14 protein-coding genes are annotated in these 17839 nt (G+C 64.9%); 9 read left to right on the top strand and 5 right to left on the bottom strand.

All coding sequences use genetic code 11. The features are described from left to right. On the top strand, positions 1 to 714 hold a 714-nt coding region (locus tag KA184_18020), incomplete at its 5' end, for a hypothetical protein (protein ID MBP8131480.1). A 166-nt stretch (positions 715 to 880) separates the two neighbouring features. Continuing rightward, positions 881 to 1669, top strand: coding sequence for a phytanoyl-CoA dioxygenase family protein (locus tag KA184_18015; protein MBP8131479.1), 789 nt, complete (start codon positions 881 to 883; stop codon positions 1667 to 1669). Between the two features lie 5 nt (positions 1670 to 1674). Here the strand turns inward: KA184_18015 and KA184_18010 are convergent, their stop codons facing one another. Together KA184_18010 and KA184_18005 are read right to left on the bottom strand one after the other, a co-directional pair. After that, the gene (locus KA184_18010) at positions 1675 to 2934 is read right to left on the bottom strand and encodes a histidinol-phosphatase (GenBank protein MBP8131478.1); all 1260 of its coding nucleotides are present in this window, start codon (positions 2932 to 2934) and stop codon (positions 1675 to 1677) included. A gap of 131 nt (positions 2935 to 3065) precedes the next feature. After that, positions 3066 to 4211 (bottom strand): PilT/PilU family type 4a pilus ATPase, encoded by a 1146-nt coding sequence (locus KA184_18005; protein ID MBP8131477.1) that lies wholly within the window; start codon positions 4209 to 4211, stop codon positions 3066 to 3068. Positions 4212 to 4339: 128 nt separating this feature from the next. Here KA184_18005 and KA184_18000 point away from each other — a divergent pair, with 128 nt between their 5' ends. Both KA184_18000 and KA184_17995 read left to right on the top strand, forming a co-directional pair. Beyond that, positions 4340 to 5191, top strand: coding sequence for a cyclic nucleotide-binding domain-containing protein (locus tag KA184_18000; protein MBP8131476.1), 852 nt, complete (start codon positions 4340 to 4342; stop codon positions 5189 to 5191). A 25-nt stretch (positions 5192 to 5216) separates the two neighbouring features. Beyond that, a complete protein-coding gene (locus tag KA184_17995) occupies positions 5217 to 6176 on the top strand; it encodes a polysaccharide deacetylase family protein (GenBank protein MBP8131475.1) in 960 nt (319 codons plus the stop codon). Here KA184_17995 and KA184_17990 read toward each other — a convergent pair. Further along, positions 6133 to 7155 carry a glycosyltransferase family 2 protein gene (locus tag KA184_17990; GenBank protein ID MBP8131474.1) on the bottom strand — a complete coding sequence of 341 codons (1023 nt, stop codon included), beginning with the start codon at positions 7153 to 7155 and terminating at the stop codon, positions 6133 to 6135. The genes KA184_17995 and KA184_17990 overlap by 44 nt on opposite strands. Positions 7156 to 7669: 514 nt before the next feature. On the opposite strand from KA184_17990, the gene KA184_17985 reads away from it, so the two are divergent. The 4 genes from KA184_17985 (at position 7670) to KA184_17970 (ending at position 14672) form a co-directional block, all read left to right on the top strand. After that, positions 7670 to 9145 (top strand): PhoPQ-activated pathogenicity-related family protein, encoded by a 1476-nt coding sequence (locus tag KA184_17985; GenBank protein ID MBP8131473.1) that lies wholly within the window; start codon positions 7670 to 7672, stop codon positions 9143 to 9145. A 302-nt stretch (positions 9146 to 9447) separates the two neighbouring features. Next, complete coding sequence (locus KA184_17980) at positions 9448 to 11334, top strand: PocR ligand-binding domain-containing protein (protein MBP8131472.1); 1887 nt, start codon at positions 9448 to 9450, stop codon at positions 11332 to 11334. A 215-nt stretch (positions 11335 to 11549) separates the two neighbouring features. Further along, entirely contained in the window at positions 11550 to 12566 is a 1017-nt protein-coding gene (locus KA184_17975) for a prepilin-type N-terminal cleavage/methylation domain-containing protein (protein MBP8131471.1), read from the top strand. Positions 12567 to 12893: 327 nt separating this feature from the next. Continuing rightward, positions 12894 to 14672: an SUMF1/EgtB/PvdO family nonheme iron enzyme gene (locus KA184_17970; GenBank protein ID MBP8131470.1), complete on the top strand. Its 1779-nt coding sequence runs from the start codon at positions 12894 to 12896 to the stop codon at positions 14670 to 14672. Between the two features lie 59 nt (positions 14673 to 14731). On the opposite strand, the gene KA184_17965 is transcribed toward KA184_17970, so the two are convergent. Continuing rightward, complete coding sequence (locus tag KA184_17965) at positions 14732 to 16066, bottom strand: PQQ-binding-like beta-propeller repeat protein (protein MBP8131469.1); 1335 nt, start codon at positions 16064 to 16066, stop codon at positions 14732 to 14734. 503 nt (positions 16067 to 16569) lie between these two features. On the opposite strand from KA184_17965, the gene KA184_17960 reads away from it, so the two are divergent. Then, entirely contained in the window at positions 16570 to 17289 is a 720-nt protein-coding gene (locus tag KA184_17960) for a DUF1080 domain-containing protein (GenBank protein ID MBP8131468.1), read from the top strand. Positions 17290 to 17567: 278 nt separating this feature from the next. On the opposite strand, the gene KA184_17955 is transcribed toward KA184_17960, so the two are convergent. Next, the coding region (locus tag KA184_17955; GenBank protein ID MBP8131467.1) for a PKD domain-containing protein at positions 17568 to 17839 on the bottom strand (272 nt) is incomplete at its 5' end.

Raw genomic sequence — 17839 nt, 5'->3', positions numbered from 1 at the left:
GGCGAGGGCGAGCCGGTCATCTTCACCGTGACGACAGCCGCGTCGGGCAACACGGGCGATGTGACGATCACGTTGACGCCGGTCAGCAGCCCCGGTTTGCCGGACGGCCAGTTCTATGACAACGAGACGGTGGGCAAGGTTCAGGCGTTTTATGATCCGGAGGTGGACACGTTTGTGCGTTGGACCTTGAACGGCGCTGATGGGGGCACAAGCAACCCGCGGCAATGGGTCATTCGTTATGACAGTGCGTGGGTGGCTTACTTCGAGCCGACGCCCGGCGAAGGCGAGGGTGAAGGGGAAGGCGAAGGTGAGGGCGAAGGCGAAGGCGAGGGCGAAGGCGAAGGCGAGGGCGAAGGCGAAGGCGAAGGCGAGGGTGAGGGCGAAGGCGACTCCTGCTTCAGCGAGTTCCACTCCGCTGACCAGAGCCAGAACAATGTCATCGCTCTGACGGAGCTGTTGCGCGTGATTCAGTTCTACAACAGCGGCGGCTTCCATTGCGCCGACGACCCCGGCAGCACGGAAGACGGTTACGTGCCCGGACCGGGTGCGAATACGGCCTGCTGTCCTCATGACAGCGACTATTCGCCGAGCGGGCCGGACTGGCAGATCAAGCTGACGGAGTTGCTGCGTGTCATTCAGTTCTACAACAGCGGCGGTTATCACTACTGTCCGGGCGAAGGGACGGAAGACGGGTTCTGCCCCGGATTGGCATAATCATCGCGAAGACAGGTTTCGGCGGCCGGTTTCCATCGCGGAATCCGGCCGCCGCATCTTTCTGCCCCGTTTCCCGGCGCGCGGCAATCGGGCGGAAGGAATAGCCCGCGCCCCACGCGCTGTTCATGTACCGGGCGCTCTGGAAACAGCCCGAGGGCCGGTTGTCATGCTTGCGAAACAACAGGTGCAGCGTTTTTGGGAGAGGGGCTTTCTGCATATCCCGCAGGTTTTCGCGCCCGCGGAGATGGACGTCATCGAACGGGAACTTGATTTCCTGCTGGACCAGTGGGCCGAGACGCACACGGGCTGGACCGGCCCGTGGCGCAAGGTCTACATGGACGCGGAGACCGAAAAGCGGTCGAAGCTGACGTCCCTGCACGACCTTCACTTCTATTCGGAAGCGTGGTGCCGCGCCGTAACGCAGCCGGGCCTGACCGGGGCAATGGCGGACTTGCTCGGTCCGAACGTGGAACTGCACCATACGACGCTGCACATCAAGCCGCCGGAAACGGGGCATCCGTTCCCGCTGCATCAGGACAATGCGTTCTACGAGCACGCGAATGACCGATACGTCGACGTGCTGGTGCACCTGGACGACACGTGCCACGAGAACGGGGAAATCCGATTCTTGGAAGGCTCGCACAAGCGCGGTTATCTGCCGCACGTGACGAAGACCGAGGAAGGGGCCTGCTCGCCCCACTTGCCCACGGACCAGTACCGGCTCGAAGACACGGTACCCGTGCCGGCGAAACGCGGCGATGTGGTCTGTTTCAACATTCTCACCGTACACGGGAGCCACATCAACCGCACGGACAAGATGCGGCGCATGGTCAGGGTCGGCTACCGTCATCCGGGCAACCGGCAACTGGCCGGGCAGAGTCTGGGGCGTCCCGGCCTGATGGTGCGCGGACTGCGCACGCGCAACGGCCAGGAAAAGCCCTTCGGCACGGAGTAGGCGGGTCAGCGCGCGACGCGCACGGGCTGCACCCAGGCGATTTGCGGGTCGCCTTCGCGAACGGGGTTTTCCTGCGGTTTGGAACTGACCACCTTTGCCCGGACGTAGAGTTCGTCGCCGGTGAACGGGTAGACCGCCGGATTGGCCGCCGTTTCGAGCAGGACGACGCCGATGTCGCCGCTGTAGACGCGCGAGGCGGTGTCGGGTGTTTCGCCTTGGGCGTTCTTGAACTCGGTTGACTCCGGGTTGAATCCCTTGCGCGTGCCGATGAACTGCGTAGTGTAAGTCACCCCCGGCTCGGCGGCGATGTCGACGCGCAGCGACGCGCCGTCGCACTGCACATCGTTCAACGTGACGCCCGTGGAGGCGTAGAAGTCGGCACGCTCGATGGCCTCGATCAGGCTGTTGGCGTCCAGTTGTTCCGCGCGGACCATGATCCAGCCGCGTCCGGGGTTGACCTTGTCGCCGCCCCACTCGAAGTACTCGTGGCTGTCGTCCGTGGCGAAGGCGTACAGGATGAAATCGGGCTCGGCCGCCATGCGCAGCGAGAGAATCACGTCCCAGTGGCGGTCGTTGCCGGGCATGCCGCGGTCGGGGCTGCCCCATTGCCGCACGCCCGGGTGGCCGTTATAGATTTCGAAGAAGCGCAGGCGCCGCGCGGCGAGCATCTCCTCGGTCGTGACGCCGTCGGACCAGTTCAGGTGGTTGACGTGGGCGACCATGGGGATGCCGAATTGTTCGCGCTGGGCGTGGACCGCGTCGAGGTAGCGGTTGAGCAGGTCGGCGACCTCGCCTTTCTTGCCGACGATGGGTTCGCGCAGGTTGAGTCCGTTGACGTGGGGCGCGCCGCCGAGCGAGGTGATCTCCTCGGCCTGGACGAGCAGGAACTTGCCGGGCTCGTTGAAGTAGGCGCTCAATTCCGCGTGGGTCTTGAGGCGCATCCGCGATTTCCCGCCTTCCGTCTTGATGTCGGGCCAATCGTCGCCGAACCGGGCGCGGATCATCTCGACGCGTTCCGGGCTGAGCTTGGTGTCAGGCACGATGGAAATGAAGCGTTCGCCTTCTTGAAGCACGTTGTGGTCGGTAAAGCACATGAAGTGGTAGCCGTGGTCCTTGTACCACGCGGCGACGAGGTCGGGCGACATGTCGCCGTCGCTCCAGAGGCTATGCACGTGGGTGACGCCCTTGTACCATTGCGGGGCGGCGGGGTCCGCCGCCGCGGCGAACGCGAGGGTCAATGAGACGAACAAGACACCATATCGCATGTCGTGAGACTCCCGGTTTCCGTGTGAAGGGGAATTCTTTCACATCCCCGGCATGAGAACAAGCCCAGAGGGAGCGGGGAATGGGGGAGAGGGGGCGCAGGACCATTCAGCGCCCACACCGGCCGCGTGGGTCAGCGTTTGAGGATGCCGCCGCGTCCCTGGCTGAGGTAGATGCCTTTGAGGTTCATGCGCAGTTCTTCGGCGTTGTCGGAGGCGAGTTCGGCTTCCTGTTCGCTGATGAGTCCTTCGTTCACCAGTTGGACCAGGCTCATGTTGAAGGTCTGCATGCCTTCTTCTTTGCCGCCGGCGATGGCGTTGGGGATTTGTTTGAGCGCGTTTTCGCGGATGAGCTGGGCGATGGCGGGGGTCATGAACAGGATCTCGATGGCGGGCACGCGGCCGGTGCCTTCGAGGTTGGGGAGCAGGCGCTGGGAGATGATGGCGCGCAGTTGCAGGGCAAGCTGGGAGCGGACCTGCTGGTGCTGGTCGGGCGGGAAGAGGTCGAGGATGCGGTCGATGGTCAGCATGGCGTTGGTGGTGTGGAGGGTGCTGAAGACGAGGTGCCCGGTCTCGGCGGCGGAGATGCAGGCCTGGAAGGTCTCGGTGTCGCGCATTTCGCCGATGAGGATGACGTCGGGGTCTTCGCGCATCATGGCGCGCAGCGCGGTCTTGAAGTCGCGGGTGTCGATGGCGACTTCGCGCTGGATGACGCTGCTTTTCCTGTCTTCGTGGAGGAACTCGATCGGGTCTTCGAGGGTGACGATGTGCACGGACTGGTTGCGGTTGATGATGTCGATAATGCCCGCGAGAGTGGTGGATTTGCCGCTGCCGGTGGTGCCGGTGACGAGGATGAGGCCGCGGCGCATGTCGGCGATGCGCTCGACGGGCCCCATGGGCAGGTGCAGTTTGGAGAGGTCGGGGGCTTTGCCCTTGACGTGGCGCATGATGATCGCGACGCTGCCCCGCTGTTTCAGGCAGTTGACGCGGAACCGGCCGATGCCGGACATGCTGATGGCGAGGTCGGCGTCGCCGGTCTCGAGAAAGCGGTTTTTTTGTTCGGGCGTCATGATTTCGTCGAGGTAGCCGAGCATGTGCTCTTGCGTCAGTGGCACTTCGCCCGCGAATCGGATTTCGCCGTCGATGCGGACGATAGGCGGGCGCGGCACCTTGAGGTGTATGTCCGACGCGCCCTTCTTCACGGCGTAGGCAAGGATCTTGTGCAGGGTAAGTTGTTTGCCCGAGGGGCGCCTGCGTGCGTCTTGTCCGGTCGTGTCCATGCGTGGCGCCTCCTGCGCTGTTGCTCCGGTTGAAGGCGTCATCATATCATACCCGCATCGCGGTTTTCGGGTGCGGTTCGCGGCGAAAGGCCCGGCGCGCGCAGGCCTTCAAGAGAGGGAGACGCGGAATGAGTGAAGCGGGTGAACTCCAACGAGTCCTGTCCTTGCCCCTGTTGCGCGGGTTGCCCGATGATGCCCGGGAGCGGGTGGCGCGCGTGTTCTTGGACACTTCCGAACGGTGGGACCTCGCCGACGGCGAAACGCTGATGCAGCAAGGGCACCTGGGTTTCGACAGCGGCTATGTGCTCATCGAGGGCAGCGTCGAGATTCAGCGGCAGACGGGCGGGCCGGTGGTCCTGCCCGCGCCCACGCTCCTGGGGGAGATGTCGCAGTTCAAATTCTGCGATACGCGCACGGCCACGGTGTGCGCGAAAGGCGACGCGTCGGTGCTCCAGTTTCAGTGGGAGGATTTTTATGACATGGCGCGGGAGGCGCTGCCGGAAAGCGGCTACAACGCGCTGATGGAGGCTATCGAACAGCTCGTCTGGGACCGCTTCGGCGGGCAGGTATTGCTTGACTTGCCTTTGTTCCGAGGCCTGGAGGACGGGCTGCGCCTGAAGATTTGCATCATCTTCCCCTGGATCGCGGACGAAGCGCGGTTCCGCGACGGCGAGGAGATCTTCGGCGTGGGCGAACGCTGCCAGTCGAAGGGGTATTTGCTGATGGACGGCGCCGTGCGTCTGATCCGGCCCGACCGTTCGGAGAAGACCGTTGCGGCCCCGCACCTGATTGGCGTCATGCCGAAGCACGACCCTAGCCTGACGTGGTCGGCCAAGGCGGTCGCGCAGGGCGCGGTGCGGATGCTCGCTTTCTCCTGGCAGCAGTACCTGGCCAGGCTCCAGAAGCGGCTCACGGCCGATGAGCAGCGGAGCCTGATTGAAGCGATGAAGGCAAATGCCGCGGCGCACTTCTGGCACTGAGCCGCGGCAACGGCCTCATGGGGGCATGAATGCGATGCGGAACTGCGCGGCGCGGCTCGGCTGGCACGGCGACGCCCGCGTGGTTCTTTTCCACGTCGATGACGCCGGTCTGTGCCGGGCTGCGAACCTGGGCGTGATCGCAGCGCTCGAAGCCGGGCTCGCCCGGTCGTGCAGCGTCATGACCCCTTGCCCCGGCGCCGAAGCCATCGCGGCCTACCTCCAAGCGCGCCCCGATGCCGACGCGGGCATTCACCTCACGCTCACCTCGGAATTCGGCTCGTTCCGCTGGCGCCCGCTCACGCTGCCCGAAGACGCGCCGGGCCTCGCCGGCCCCGAGGGTTTCTTCTGGCCCTCTGCCCGCGATGTGGCGGCTCACGCCACTCCGGAGGAAGTCGCGCGCGAGATTCGCGCGCAGACCGAGGCGGGCCGCGAGCTTGGCATACCCATCACGCACCTGGACGCGCACATGGGAACGGCGTTTCTGCGCGCCGACTTTTTCGACCGATACGCGCGCGCGGGCGCCGCGGCGGGCGTCCCCGTGCTGGCTGCCGTCGGCCCGGCTTCCCGCGCCCGGCGCCTGGCCCTGCTCGCCCGGCGAGCGGCCTGCAAGGTGCGCGGAACGCCTTGTTACGAGTTTCCCGCCGTTCCGGGCAGTCTGGTCTCGAATGTCTGGGACGCGGGCTTGCCTGTCGTGGACCGCATCCACGCCGATGCGCTCGGGTGGCCCCGCGAGGAGAAGAAGAAACGCCTGATGATGTTCCTGCGCGCCTTGAGGCCGGGCATCACCGTCGTGTTGCTGCATTGCGCGCTGCCCGCGGACGATTTGCGCCTGCTTGAAGACTCGGGCGACTCCCGCGTCGGCGATACCGAAGCCATCACGGACCCCGAAGTGCGCGCCACCGTCGAGGCGGAAGGTATCGTGGTGACGAGTTGGCGCGAACTCAAGCGACGCCGGGACGCCGCGGCGGCCCTAGCTCCGGCGTAAAAAGGCGCCGCTCCGCCCGGAACCGCAGCGCCGCGAAGAAGCGCGGCTGCGCCAGCAGCACCGGCGCGCACAGGCTCAGGCACTTGCGCACGTACCCTTCCGTACGCCATAGCAGGCAGAACTGGTCGCACAAGGCGGCGCGGTCATGCCGGAGCCACGCCCAACACGCCCGGGGCAGGAAGATGACCCCCGCCTGGCCCAGCCGCGCAATGCCGCGGAGAACCGTCGCGCGGCAGCCCCGGTGTCTTGCGTCCACCAGCGCAAAGTGCACGCCCCAGCGCCGCGAAACCCAGCGCAGGTACTTGGGGCCGAGCCGGTATTCCGGCACCTGGTGACAGACAAGCGACGCAGGCGCCGCCCAGACGGCGATGCCGGCGCGTTGAACGCGCGCCAGGAACTCCGTGTCTTCGCCGCTGTCCGTGCCCGTGTCGAAGCCGCCCACCTCGTCGAACACCTCTTTCGCGACCAGCAGATTACCCGTCGATGGCAAATCATGGCCGGCGAAGACGAACGGCGCGCCTTCATACGCGTGCTCGCCCAGCAGGTCCATGCAGATGCGACCGTGCCGCGCTCGTACGTCCTCCGGGAGGTCGGCGCGGATGCCGCCCCCCACGCATCGTGCCCCGCGCTCCCATCCCACGCGCAGCAGCTCCTTCAGCCAATCCGGCGCGGCGCGCTGGTCGTCGTCGCAGAAGGCCACCCAGTCCCCGCTCGCCGCTTCTACGCCAAGATTCCGCGCCGCCGCCACGCCGCCCCCTTCCCAGTTGCGCACGTAGCGGACCGGCGCGCCGCCGGCCGCCTGCGCTTGCACCACCACCTTGGCCGTATGGTCCGTGGAACCGTCGTCGACGACGACGACCTCGTACGTAAACGTGCCCCCCGTCTCTTGATGCATGACGCTCTCAAGACACCGGGACAGGCTCTCCGCCCGGTTGTAAGTGCATACCACCACGCTTACCCTGCACCTCTCCTCAGCCATGATGCATATCTCCCCTCAGCGCGCGGTGGATAGAAGCAACATACTGACGACAGAACTACCGGCCACCGACAGCCCTGGACAAATCCTCCGTTCCTGCCGTACTCAGGCTGGCTGCGGCGGCGAAAACGTACTACCCCTGTTCTTGCGCTAAAGACCCCCGCGCTCCCAATGCTATAATTCAATTATTACACGAAAATCCCCCTATTGTCAACGATCTTACCCGAGAACTGGGGTCGGATCTTGCATAACCTGTTACAAATGAATTACTTAGGCAATATCACGACGATGACGTGTCCCGCTCCCGAAAGCTGCGTGGCCCCATCTCTCCGCATGCCTTTCGCGCGCCCCGGGATTCAACCGTGGTGCGGGCATCCTGCCCGTGCTCTTCCGTTAGACCTTGCGCGCGGGGCAGGACCATTCAACTTGAAACGGACGCCGCCCTTGCGCGGTCTGAGTGTGCATCCTGCTCCGCGTGACGAAGTACCAGCCCGTGCGCTGGATGGAAGGGGAGTCCATGTGTAAACACGCTGTCCAATGGTTCCTGTGTGTGCTGGTGTTGTGCGTGGCGGCCGCCGCCAGGCCCGATGCGCCCCCGTCCTATCCCTACGCCCGGGAGTCCGCCAATCCGACGGCCCTGGACCGCTACGTCGCCAAGCCCGACTCGAACTACGCGTGGGAACTCGTCCAGACAGAGCAAGAAGAAGGGCTTACTTCCTACACAATCGACCTCACCTCGCAGCAGTGGCGCACCGCCGCCGAGGTCGACCGGCCCGTCTGGAAACACTGGCTGACCGTCACCGTGCCCGAAACCGTGGCCTATCCCACCGCTCTGCTCTTCGTGGACGGCGGCAGCAACCGGCCCGGCGCACCGCCCCGCGGGCCCGATTCCGACGTCAAGAAGATTGCGCGCGCCACCAGGACAATCACTGCTTCCATTTTCATGGTCCCCAACCAGCCCCTCGTGTTCGCGGATGCCATGGGCTGGCCGCGCTCCGAAGACGGCATGATCGCATACACCTGGGACAAATACCTCCGTACCGGCGACGAAGAATGGCCCGCGCGCCTGCCCATGACCAAGGCCGCCGTCCGCGCCATGGACACCGTCCAGGCGTTCTGCGCCTCCGAAGCGGGCGGCGGGCACGCCGTCCGCGACTTCGTGGTTGCCGGCGGGTCCAAGCGCGGCTGGACCACCTGGACCACGGCCATCGTTGATAACCGCGTGCGCGCCATCATCCCCTGCGTTATCGACCTGCTCAACGTCGTAGAATCCTTCCACCATCACTGCGCCGTCTACGGACACTGGTCGGTTGCCGTTGGCGACTACGCCGCCCTGCGCGTACTTGACTGGCTCGACACGCCCGAAAACGCGTCCCTCATGAGCATCGTCGACCCCTACGCCTACCGGGACCGCCTCACCATGCCCAAGCTCGTCATGAATGCCGCCAATGACCAGTTCTTCCTTCCCGATTCCTCCAAGTTCTACTGGGACGGCCTCCAGGGCCCGAAATGGCTCCGCTACGTCCCCAACGCCGGCCACCCCCTGAACGACACGGCCCTCGGCAGCGTCACCTCCTTCTACTACGCCATTGCCGCGGACCTGCCCATGCCCAGCTACACTTTCGTATTCGAAGACGACGGCGCCATACTCGTACGCCTCGTGCCCTACCCCGATGGATCCCTGCCCCAGCCCGCCGCCGTAACCCTCTGGCAAGCCCACAACCCCAAAAAGCGCGACTTCCGCGGCGTGACCGCCACCTACGCGCCCTCCGCCGTCGCCCCCCTGGAACCCGGCCTCTACCGCGCCAACGTCCAGCCCCCCGGCGCCGGCTGGATTGCCTACTTCGTCGAACTCAGCTTTCCCGGCCCTCTCCCCGAGGCACCCTACACGTTCACCACTGGCGTCCGCACCATGCCCGACGCCGAACCCTTCACCTACAAGCCCCCCGCCAACCCGCCCAAAGGCTTCCTTGCCCCAGAAGGCCCCAGGTAACGCTTCAAGCGCGGACCCCTTTTGCGCCCGCTTCTGCCCCGGCAGGCTTGCCTCGCCGGCAAGCCTCATCCTTTGTCCCATGAATTTGCCTTCTCGCCCCTGCTGACCTTCCGGGGACGCGAAATGGTATGTTCGGCAGGGGGGCTGCTGTAAAATGCTAAGCAGATGTTTGAAATGCTAACCATCCGAGGCGGAATACGGCTATGAGTCAAGGACAGCGACCAGCGAAGCATGTGGGCGGACGGAGACCGCGTGCCGCGCGGGTGCCGGTTTCGAGCATTGAGGTTCCGAGGAGGTTGAACATGCAGGAAGCCTTGGAGCGAGTCCAACAGCATGTCACTCCAGCATGTTCCTTTCTCATCGAATACCTGAGTCTTTTCGCGGACAACGCCGGGCTGGGGGGAATGTCCGTGTATTTCGGCGATAGCGAACTGCACGGACCCGCGACTGAGAGCCGCATGCAGAACCTCGTCCGGGATGAAATCGAGCAGTTGGCGGAGCAGACCAAGATGCAGACCGCGCGCATGCGCCGGTTCTGTGCCCTGTTGCGCCGGTTTTCGGAAGGCAGCCGCCGGTGCTGGAACTGTGACGTCAGTTGGATCGCGCGCGCGGAGCGGACCAAACGCACGCAGGTCTATCAGTGTCACGCGGGCCTGACGGACATCGTCGTGCCCATCGTGGTTCGAGGAGAATACGTAGGCCGCATCCTTACGGGGCAGTTGTTTCAGCCCGGCAGGCTGCGCGGCGGTTTCGACGACATCTGGAACCGCGTCAAGGATGTCGGGGACCTGGAGAGGGAGGAACTGGAAGAGACCTGCCGCGAACTGGCCTCCGTGAGCAATGCCGAGTTGCGTGCCATCGTGCGGGTCCTGGAGAACGCCGCGCGGACCCTCGGCGACCTGTGGGAGAACATGACTGCGCTGCTCGAGCAGGAGAAGCAGCTCTTGCGCATGCATGTCTATCTGGAGCGGGAGTTTGCCGATTGGCTCGTGAGTGGCCGGAATTTCTCCATGCCCGAGGCGCTGGCCCGGGCAAAGGCCATCGGCCTGAGCGAATTGCCGACGGCCGTTATCGTCGCACAGCCGGACCTCGCCAGTCAGGCCGCTTTTGAGATGGACTCCATCCAGAAGCATCAGGCGTTCGTCAACCTCGTGGAAGCCATGCACCGGGTGAGCGGGGCGGTGCCGGATTCCCTCGTGGTTTCGATGCAGCCGGGGGAAATTGTCCTGTTCTGGCATTTGCCCAAGACGCGCAACCCCGAACTGAGACGGCTCAGGTCAACCGAAATGGCGGCCAGAATTGTGCAGGAAGCGAAGCGGTACTCCCAAGTGCCCGTGCTGATTGGCGTGAGCATGAACAGTTATTCCGCCGGACGGATGGATACCGCTTATCGTGAGGCGCGCACCACCCTGAACAAGCGGGACGACGAAGCGGCGTTCAAGCCGTACCCTGGCGAATCCAATGGCGAATGGCTTGCCAGGTTCCGCCGCGAACTTGTTCCCATTCTGCTCGAACTGCGTGACGCCGTCGCCCGCGATGACAGACAGGCCGTCGGCCGGGTCTTTGAAATGATGTTGCGGATGTTGAACACCTGCCCGGCGCAGGACTGCGATGCGCGCCGGCTGCTGTTCACGGAAATGGTGTACTGTTTCCTGGACGGACTCAGGGAAACGCGATGCTGTGAGACGGAGGTGGAGCGGATCAAACTGGATTATATGCGGTCCTTTTCGGGGCTTCGAACCATGGAAGACATCACCGGCTGGTTCCGGAGCGCGTTAGCCGGGACGGTCTTCAACGTAGAAGCGGTGTGCATGTCGCCGGAGGAACGCGCTGTTGCGCAGGCCTGCGTGATGGTGGGCAAGGGGCTGGGCCACACGCTGAACCGGAAACAGATTGCCCTGGCCGTGGGCATGTCGGAGAGCCACTTTGGCGCCGTGTTTCACAACGTAATGGGGGTGCCTTTCAGAGAATATGTGCAGTTGGCGCGGATAGCCCAAGCGCAGCGGCTCCTACTGGAACCCGGGAAGAGCGTTTCGGAGGTCGCGGGCGACGTGGGCTACGCGGATATGTCGTCCTTCTCACGAGCCTTTGCCAGAACCTGCGGCGTTTCGCCCACCATCTACCGCCGCTCGCCACGGGCGCACAAGCCCGTAACCGTCCCCAGAAAGGTGTGTGCCACGCAGGCATAGCGGCGCGGTCTGGCCGGGCTCGTTTGCATCCCGGCGTCGGCGTGACAAAATGCCAAATCCCCGTCGAAAATGAAAAACGCGCCATGGCGGAAGCTGCTAAAACGTAGCTGAACCTGCGCTGTGGCCGCACATGCGGGTCCATTTGGCGCGCGCGGCACGCAGTTCGATGTTCTGGGAGCAGGGCGTCTGGGACGAATGAATGGAGGAATCGGGTCATGGGAACTCGCGAAAAGGGTTTTACGCTGATAGAACTGCTGGTGGTGATCGCCATCATTGGCATCCTGGCGGCAATACTCCTGCCGGCGCTGGCCCGGGCTCGCGAGGCCGCGCGCAGGGCGAGTTGTCAGAACAACCTGAAGGAGTGGGGTCTGATTTTTAAGATGTACGCCAATGAAGCGCCGGGCGAGGGGTTTCCCCCGTTGCAGATGACCTACGAGCAGACATATCAAGGCTGGGATTACGGCTGGCCGCCGGTCCCCTACTCGGTCGAACTGGTGCAGGCCTTGGGTCCGTGCGTCAGCGCCGTATATCCCGAGTACTTGACCGACCCGAATATCATCATCTGTCCCTCGGATTCGAAGTTCACTTCCGATAGCCTCAAGAACCGGACCTCGGGTGACTACGAATTCCACATTCCCTTCAACAGAGGCGGCGAATCCAATGACCGCGGCGTTTCTCTCATTGACGGCAGCTATCAATATCTGGGGTGGCTGTTGGACCGGATTGCCGACGACTATCCCACCCGGACCTGGGGCAGTTCCCCGCTCCTTGCCTGGTTCCCGTGGGTTCCGGGCGGTGCTCGTGTGCCCGCGCAACTGCTCGACCTGCTGGACTACGTCTTTTTCCAGAAACTGCTTGAGGCAATGGCCGTCCCCGCTTCTCAGGCGGATACGCTGGTGAGGAAGACAGCTTCGGGGGACGTTCCCGTCAACTTTGGCAATGGCAACGGCGGGCTCGAAACGATTTATCACTTGCGCGAGGGCGTGGAGCGTTTCCTGGTCACGGACATCAACAACCCCGCGGCGTCCGCTGAAGCCCAGAGCACTGTGCCCGTCATGTGGGATGTCGTATCCACGGTGGTTTCCGCGTACAACCACGTCCCCGGCGGCTCCAATATTCTGTACATGGATGGACACGTGGATTTCAACCGGTATCCGGCCGTGCCGCCATTGCAGAAGAATCTGGCGACCGCCTTGGGCGCATTCGCGAAGAACGGCGAGGACGCGAACTGAACGGGCCGCGATAAATATCAGGCACTTCCTGTTTTCTGCCCGATGCTGAGACCACGGTTCCCACGAAGAAACCCCCTCGTGGCACGGGCGTCCCGCCCGTGCGGGTCATCAAATAGCCCAGGCGCATGTGCAAGATGTCCATGCCACGGTGTAGTCCCTGGCATGAAAACTGCTCTTGGCGTTGTGTACAGTAGCCTGGGTTGTGACAGAGGCGTCCCTTACGGCATGGGCGGCGCGCCCGTGCGCGCCGGGGTGGGGCGCCGGGGTCACAACCGCGGGGGCGCGCCGGTTTCACAGCGCGCCGTTTCGCGGGAGGGACAGCGCCTGATGAGCAGCGTCGATTTCGACGGCGATATGCCGACCTTCGTCAACCTGCGCGCCGAGGTGGTGCTCGGGGACCGGTTCCGGCTCGTGCGGAAGATTGGCGCGGGCGGCATGGGCGAGGTCTGGCTGGCCGAGGACCACACGCTCGACAACCGGCCGGTCGCGCTCAAAATGCTGCGGCCGGAACTGGCGGAGGACGCCGCCGCAATCGTGAACCTGAAGCGCGAGGTGGTCATTACGCGCGAACTGCGGCATCCGCACATCGTGGGCGTGTTCGATTTCCACCAGCAGGGCGAACTGGGCTTCGTCTCGATGGAATACGTGGCGGGCAAGCCGCTTTCGGCTTGCCTGGGCGCGCGGGAGGGGCCGTTCCCGCTGGGGGAGGTGCTGCCGTGGGCGCGTCAGTTGGCGGACGCGCTGGACTACGCGCACGGGAGGAAGGTGCTGCACCGGGACGTGAAGCCGGGCAACATGCTGCTGGCGGACGACGGCACGGTGAAGCTGGTGGATTTCGGCATCGCGCGGGTCATCAAGGACACGGAGACGCGGCGCACGGGCCACGCGACGAGCGGCACGCTGGCGTACATGAGCCCGCAGCAGGTGATGAACGAGAAAGCGCACCGGAACGACTCGCGCAATGACGTGTACTCCTTCTCCGCGTCGCTGTACGAGTTGTTGAGCGGCGAGCCGCCGTTTGCGGGCGGCGACCTGTCGCTGCAGATTCTGCGCAAGCCGCCGGAACCCATCGAAGGCGTGCCGGAGCATGTGAACACGGCCCTGCTGGCGGGGTTGGCGAAGGAGATTGAGCGCCGCCCCGCGACCTGTGCGGCGTTGATACACGACTTCTCCGGCGCCGCGGCCGAAGCGCGGCGGCAAGAGCAGGCGGCCCGCCGCGTACGCGAGGAAGAGCAGCGCAAACGCGGGGAAGACGGGCGCCAGCGGAGCAAGGCTGGTCCACGCGCCGCCTGGGCGTTGCTTGCTATCGCGGCGGTTTTTGTAGCGCTGATTCTCGTGGTCCGCTATTCAGGCCAGCGGAAGCCCGGCGACGTGCAGACGGTGGACCTTGGCGGCGGCGTGACGCTGGAACTGGTTTGGATACCCGCGGGGACATTCACGATGGGCAGCCCGGCAAGCGAGGCGGGGCGTAATGATGACGAGGCGCAACATCAGGTGACCCTGACGCAGGGTTTCTGGATGGGCAAGCATGAGGTGACACAGGGGCAATGGGAGCGGGTGATGGGAAACAACCCGGGTCACTTCACGGGCGACCCGCGTTTGCCCGTGGAGCAGGTGTCGTGGGGGGACTGCCAGGAGTTCCTTGAGAGGCTGAACAGCCGCGTGAGCGGCGGCTTCCGGCTGCCGACCGAAGCGCAATGGGAGTATGCGTGCCGCGCGGGAACGACTGCGCCATTCCATTTTGGCGAGACGATTTCGACGGAGCAGGCGAACTACGACGGCAACTATGCGTATGGGAGCGGACGGCAGGGGACCTATCGGGGGAAGACGGCGGAGGTGGGCAGTTTCCCGGCAAACGCCTGGGGCATTTACGACATGCATGGGAACGTGTCGGAATGGTGCTCGGATTGGTATGCGAGCGACTATTACCAGCGCTGTCCGGGGAACGACCCCGAGAATGGCGCGAAAAACGCGTATCGCGTGCTGCGGGGCGGGTCTTGGGACACCCAACCCAGGTTCTGCCGCTCCGCCTACCGGTTCTGGGATGCGCCGGAGGGCCGGGAAAACGGCAGGGGCCTTCGGCTGGTTCGCGTCCCTGCCCCGTGATGGTTCGCCTTTTGGAGCGGGGTTTCACCTGTCGGCGCGGGGCCTGGCGGGCATCCTTGTCATTCCGCCTGCGGCTGCTTCTCCCGTATGCAATACAGATGCGTTTCGCTGCGGAGAAGGAGCGATGTGCCCGTTACGGCGGGGGACGCGCCGAAACGGCCGTCGAGCTGGTTGACCGCCAATTGCCGGAACGCGCGGCCCGGCTCTATGACGGTGGTTGTGCCTTTCATGCTGAGGATGTAAATCCGGTTCCCGGCCTGCAAGAGCGACGGGCCGTAGTCGCCGCGGATGCGCTGGGACCACACGATTGCCCCCGTGCTCGCTTCGATGCACAGGAGCATGCCCTTGTCGCTCATCGTGTAGAGCAAATCGCCGGCGAGGAGCGGCGATGCCTTGAGCGGCACGTCTTCGGTCATCTTCCAGACGACGTGCGTGTCCGTGACGTCTCCCACGCCGCCCTGGCGCACGGCCCAGAGGTACGGGGCGTCCGGCGAGCCGCCGGTGTTGACGAAGAAGAGCCCGAGGCCGGTCACGATTCGCGAGATCGTGCTGTCGTCACGGTAGCGGACGCGCCAAATCTCCTTGCCGGTGCGCGGGTCGTGACCCGTGACGAGCAGGGCGCCGTTGCTGAGCATCTGAGGCGCGCCGTCTACTTCGACAATTACGGGGGTCTGATAGGCCTTGACGAGAAAGGCGGGCTCCACGCCCTCGTAAAGCTCGCGGGGCCGGTCATAGCGCCAGACCGTTTCGCCCGTGTTCTTGTTCAATCCCACAATGAACTGAACGTCCCCGCCCTCGAAATGCAGGATGAGCAGGTCCTCAAACAGGACGGGCGACGAGACCGGCCCCTGTATGTGGTCGCAGTTCAAATCGGCCCGTTGCCAGAGCGCCTCGCCGGTCTCCGTATTCAGGCAGGCCGTGCCATGCGTGCCGTAATGCACGTAGACCCGCCCCTCCTCGATCGAGGCCGAGGGCGTGGCATACGTGTTGTTGGGGTTGATGTACTGCGGCTCGGCCGGGTGAAACACGTCAATGTCGTGGATGACCGCGCCGCTGTTCGCGTCGATGCAGACCGCGTAGAGCGTCCGGCCGTCTTCGGTGGCCGTGGTGAGCCACGCCTGGCCGCCCCACACGACGGGAGTCGAGTACCCTTCGTCGTGAATGGGCGTCTTCCAGACGACGTTCTCCGTTTCCGACCAGGTCAAGGGAAGGCCGGTCGCGTCGCTGTGCCCGTCGGCGGTGGGACCGCGCCAATCGGGCCAGTTCTCGCTCCCGTGCGCCATGCCCGTGCTGCCGAAGGAGAGTGTTGCGGCAGCGGCCACAACCATCCACCGGCCCGGCCCGCATGCGGGCCCGCGCAACCGGCGCTCCGGATTCCCATAGTTCCTTTTCAAACGCGTGTGGCTCCTGTAATGGTCTGCAAGATGCGCTCCCCGTCTTCCCCTTCTTGTCCCCGGTCCCGCCGCACGTTCCATCATGCGAGAGCATACAGACTTGCCTCGGGGAAGTCACCCGGAGCCATTCCGGACTTCTTTGCTCCGCGCCCCCGGAGCGCCTATACTTGCCCGGTGCATCCCCTGAAACTGGGAACAGCCGGGGATGCGCGCCGGACACGGCTGGCCGCGCCAGGCCGCCGCGGGCTGGCGCCAGTTCGCGCTTACGGTCAGCCGCGTTTTCGCCGTCGCCGCCGGGCGAATGCAGCAGACGTCCCTGCCGGGTATTGCCGGTATTTGAAGGAGAAAATGATATGAAGTACGAGTCCGTGTTGCCCGCCGCGTGTATTCTGCTTGCCGTCGCCGCTGGCTGCGGTGCCGCGGCTCAGTTTGACCGGCCCGAGATCAAGGAATGGACCCAAGTCGAGAAGAACGACAAGGGCGAGGACGAAGAGGTGGTGTACATGACCATCGACGGGGTGCTGGTCCACGAGACGGACCCCGCCAGGCAACCCCAGCCCCCGATTGTGACTCCGGGCACGGAGAGCACGCAGGACACGCCCGGCCGCGCGCCGTCCGATGCGCTCGTGCTTTTCGACGGCGCCGACCTCGGCCATTGGACTTCGACAAAGCCGGGCGAGGAAACCCAGTGGCGGGTGGAGCAGGGGGCCATGCTTCCCGCGCCGGACGCCGGCATGATTCAGACGAGGCAGGAATTCGGGTCGTGTCAGTTGCACCTCGAGTTCGCGACGCCGGCGCAGGTGGAAGGCGAGGGACAAGGCCGCGGCAACAGCGGCGTGTTCCTCATGGGCATGTATGAGGTGCAGATTCTGGACTCCTATGAGAACACGACCTACCCGGACGGCCAGGCGGCGGCGCTCTATGGCCGCGGCAAGCCGCTCGTCAACGCGTCGCGCAAACCGGGGGAATGGCAGAGCTACGACATCATCTTCCATCGCCCCATCTTTGAGAACGGCGCCGTCGTCAGGCGGGCGACTTTCACCATCCTGCACAATGGCGTGCTCGTTCAGGACCATCTGGAGCTTTCCGGCGGCACGCTCTGGGTCAGCAAGCACGCGGTGACCCACTACGAACCGCACGGCGACAAGGGCCCCCTCCAGCTTCAGGACCACGGCAATCCCGTGCGCTTCCGGAACATCTGGATCCGGGAGCTCCAGGACTGAGGCCCGCGCTCCGCGCGGAGGCGGGAGCCGCGACGGCATTCAAGAAGAACGGTGAAGCGCAACGCTTGCGGGCCGCCGGCGGCGAGCCCGGTGATCGCGCCATCACCGTCCTGAACCGGGGGGATGAAATCGGCCGCTGCGTCCATACCGCCGCTAAACGCGTGCGTGGCCTTCATGCCATCTGTGCAGCCCCCCTGAATGAGAAGAGCAACTGCCCGGCGCCCCGAGACGCCCGCTCAGCGGGCGCCTCGGGGTGGCGGACGAAGACTTCGCGTCGGTCACCCCGCCCGCCCGCGCTTGTTTCCTTGAGCCCGGCGCAGCGCGAGCAGGCCCGCCAGCGCCAGGGCCGCCGCCAGCGCCGTCAGCGCGGGGAATCCGGCCGCGGGCAGGAGCGCGCCCACGATGACGTAGCTCACCCGGGTCGCCGAGAGCGCGTCCACGTCCGTCGTGACCGTCAGCGTCACGGTGTACACGCCCGTCTCCTCGTAGACGTGCACCGGGTTCTGCTCGTAGCTGACGGGGCTGCCGTCGCCGAAGTCCCACACCCACG

The organism is Candidatus Hydrogenedentota bacterium (genome assembly GCA_018005585.1).
GTDB lineage: Bacteria > Hydrogenedentota > Hydrogenedentia > Hydrogenedentales > JAGMZX01 > JAGMZX01.
The sequence above is the reverse complement of the archived record's forward strand: the minus strand, read 5'-3'. Positions and strand labels throughout refer to the sequence as shown.

Excerpts from the sequence above, each read along its gene's own strand:
- KA184_17960 (MBP8131468.1), top strand. The coding sequence starts at position 16,570 with ATGACCATCGACGGGGTGCTGGTCCACGAGACGGACCCCGCCAGGCAA.
- KA184_17985 (MBP8131473.1), top strand. The coding sequence starts at position 7,670 with ATGTGTAAACACGCTGTCCAATGGTTCCTGTGTGTGCTGGTGTTGTGC.
- KA184_17980 (MBP8131472.1), top strand. The coding sequence starts at position 9,448 with ATGCAGGAAGCCTTGGAGCGAGTCCAACAGCATGTCACTCCAGCATGT.
- KA184_17970 (MBP8131470.1), top strand. The coding sequence starts at position 12,894 with ATGAGCAGCGTCGATTTCGACGGCGATATGCCGACCTTCGTCAACCTG.
- KA184_18015 (MBP8131479.1), top strand. The coding sequence starts at position 881 with ATGCTTGCGAAACAACAGGTGCAGCGTTTTTGGGAGAGGGGCTTTCTG.
- KA184_18000 (MBP8131476.1), top strand. The coding sequence starts at position 4,340 with ATGAGTGAAGCGGGTGAACTCCAACGAGTCCTGTCCTTGCCCCTGTTG.
- KA184_17995 (MBP8131475.1), top strand. The coding sequence starts at position 5,217 with ATGAATGCGATGCGGAACTGCGCGGCGCGGCTCGGCTGGCACGGCGAC.
- KA184_17990 (MBP8131474.1), bottom strand. The coding sequence starts at position 7,155 with ATGGCTGAGGAGAGGTGCAGGGTAAGCGTGGTGGTATGCACTTACAAC.
- KA184_17975 (MBP8131471.1), top strand. The coding sequence starts at position 11,550 with ATGGGAACTCGCGAAAAGGGTTTTACGCTGATAGAACTGCTGGTGGTG.
- KA184_18005 (MBP8131477.1), bottom strand. The coding sequence starts at position 4,211 with ATGGACACGACCGGACAAGACGCACGCAGGCGCCCCTCGGGCAAACAA.
- KA184_18010 (MBP8131478.1), bottom strand. The coding sequence starts at position 2,934 with ATGCGATATGGTGTCTTGTTCGTCTCATTGACCCTCGCGTTCGCCGCG.